This window comes from Burkholderia sp. LMG 13014, assembly GCF_905232215.1.
In the GTDB taxonomy this organism is placed as follows: Bacteria; Pseudomonadota; Gammaproteobacteria; order Burkholderiales; family Burkholderiaceae; genus Burkholderia.
In genome coordinates this window covers 1-2,796 of record NZ_CAJNKE010000698.1, presented here as the reverse complement: position 1 = coordinate 2,796, position 2,796 = coordinate 1, and the positions used below count along the sequence as shown (strand labels likewise).

Annotated in this window: 2 protein-coding genes; one reads left to right on the top strand and one right to left on the bottom strand. The window is 67.9% G+C overall.

The window, feature by feature from the left end:
- A partial coding sequence (locus JYJ84_RS33270; RefSeq protein ID WP_205190026.1) for a carbohydrate porin occupies positions 1-1,260 on the top strand: 1,260 nt, incomplete at its 5' end.
- Positions 1,261-1,364: 104 nt separating this feature from the next.
- Here the strand turns inward: JYJ84_RS33270 and treA are convergent.
- Positions 1,365-2,796: alpha,alpha-trehalase TreA (gene treA, locus JYJ84_RS33265; protein ID WP_205190025.1), on the bottom strand; the 1,432-nt coding region annotated here is incomplete at its 5' end.

The following is a 2,796-nucleotide window of genomic DNA, read 5'->3' as shown; positions in this document are numbered from 1 at the left end:
GGCGGCCTGCGCGACGTGCTCGGCGATCACGGCATCACGCTGAGCCTGCAGGAAACCAGCGAGTACCTGTACAACACGTCGGGCGGCACGAATCGCGGCGGCGCGTACCAGGGGCTCACGCAATTCGGTTTCAACGTGGACACCGGCAAGGCGGTCGGGCTGCCGGGCGGCACGTTCAACGTGTCGGCGCTGCAGATTCACGGCACCAACCTCACGCAGCGCTATCTGCAGACGCTGCAGACCGCGACCGGCATCGAGGCGAATTCGACCACGCGCCTGTGGGAACTCTGGTATCAGCAGTCGCTGCTCGACGGCAAGGTCGACGTGAAGGTCGGCCAGCAGAGCGTCGACCAGGAATTCATGGTGAGCCAGAACGCGGCGACGTTCATGAACGCGACGTTCGGCTGGCCCGTGCTGCCGTCGACCGACCTGCCGGCCGGCGGCCCCGCCTATCCGCTGTCGTCGCTCGGCGTGCGGCTGCGCGTGAAGCCGGCCGACGCGTGGACCGCAATGGTCGGCGTGTTCGACGGCAACCCGGCCGGCCGCACCGACGGCGACGCGCAAGTGCTGAACGCGCACGGCACGAACTTCAACCTGCGCAGCGGCGCATTCGTGATCGGCGAAGTGCAGTACGCGCTGAACGCGCCGCCCGCCGATCCGAAGGCACCGCAGCCGGCCGGCCTGCCGGGCACGTACAAGCTTGGCTTCTGGTATCAGTCGCAGCATGCGAACGACCCTCGCTTCGGCACCGACGGCCTGTCGCTCGCGAATCCGGACAGCAACGGCATTGCCGCCACCCATCGCGGCAACTACTCGTTCTATGCGGTCGCGGACCAGATGGTATGGCGGCCGTCGGCCGACAGCCCGCGTTCGGTCAACGTGTTCGCGCGCGTGATGGGCGCGCCGGGCGATCGCAATACCGTCGATTTCGCTGCCAACGCAGGCGTGACGCTGAAGGCGCCGTTCAAGGGACGCGACAACGACGTCGCAGGCATCGCGGTCGGCTACGCGAAGATCGGCTCGCATGCGCGCGGCCTCGACGGCGACACCGGCGTCTACTCGACGCCCGGCTACCCGGTGCGCCGCGCGGAGACCGTCGTCGAAGCGACCTACCAGTACCAGGTCACGCCGTGGTGGCAGATGCAGGCCGACCTGCAGCACTTCTTCCGTCCGGGCGGCGGCATCCCGAACCCGAACGCGCCGGGCGCACGCGTCGGCGACGAAACGGTGGTCGGCGTACGTACGACGATCACGTTCTGACGCGCTAAAGCAAGCCGGATGCAAACACGGGCCGGACGGCCGCTTGCGCGACAGTCCGGCCCGTGCGTTCTCTTGCGATACCAGCGCGCGGCCCGCGCCGCGCGTCACTCGCCGTACAGCCCCAGCAGTTTCAACGTGACGCCGTTGGTCCAGCCGAAACCGTCCTGCAGCGGATACTCACCGCCTCCACCGCCGCCCGTGCCGGCGCCTTCCACCACGTACTTCTCGACGAGCTTGCCTTCGGTCGCATACACATGCCTCACGTCGGACAGGAAGCGGGTGCCGATGTCCTTCGCGAGCGCCGGTTCGCCATAGCGCCGCAGCCCGTCGATCGCGATCCACTGCAGCGGCGCCCAGCCGTTCGGCGCATCCCACTGCTGCCCGGTGTTCTCGGTGGTCGTCGCGAGGCCGCCCGGCTGCAGCAGCGTCTTGCGCACCTCGCGCGCGGTCGCCTTCGCGCGCTCGGGCCAGGCCACGCCCGCGAACAACGGATACAGCGCAGCGGCCGTCACGGCGTCGCGCGACTTGCGCTGCTGCCAGTCGTAGTCGCCGTAGTAGCCGCGGCGGTTCCACAGATAACGGTTGATCGCGGCCGCGCGCCGCGTCGCGCGCGCTGAAAAATCGGTCACGCATGCCACGTCGCGCGTGACCGTGCAGCCCTTCACGATCGTCGTCTCGAGATGGAACATCAGGCTGTTCAGATCGATCGGCACGATCGACGTCGTGCGGATCGTCGCGAGCGTCTTGCCGTCGCCGAACCAGCGCGAGCTGTAGTCCCAGCCGCTTTCGGCGCCCGCGCGCAGGTCGCGGTAGACCTCGTTCGCCGGACGCCCCGGCACCGACTTCGCGGTCGTCACGTCCTCGAGATACGACTCGTCGCGCGGTGTATCGCTCGCATCCCAGTAGCGGTTCAGCACGGCGCCGTCGGGCATCGCGACCACATGGCGCGCGGCCTGCCCGCGCGGCGTCGTGGTTTCGCCCTGCATCCAGTAAGCGTGCTCCTTGCGCAGTTCCGGCAGGTACTTCTGGTAGACCTTGTCGCCTTCGGCCTGCGCGGCGAGCGTGACCATGTACGCGAAGAACGGCGGCTGCGAGCGGCTCGCGTAGTACGTGCGGTTGCCGTTCGGGATGTGCCCGATCGTGTCGATCAGATGGGCGAAGTTGTCGAGCATGTCGTCGACGAGATCCTCGCGGCCCGACACCTGCAGCCCGAGCATCGTGAAATAGGTATCCCAGTAGTAGCCTTCGCGGAAGCGGCCGCCGGGCACGACATACGGCTTCGGCAACGGGATCAGCGAACTGTAGGGCGGCACCGTCGCGCTCGTGCGCGTGAGCTGCGGCCACAGCCAGTCGATGTGCTGGCGCAACGTCTGGTTCGGCGGCGGCGTCACGCCGCTTTCCGGGGGCGGCGTGAAATGCTGGCCGACGAACGCCTTCAGCGAGAAGCCCGGCTGCGATTTCTGTTGCTGATACAACTGAACGATCGTCGCGGGATCGCTATCGGGCGTCGCATCGACGAAGGTCTTCTGGTCGGGA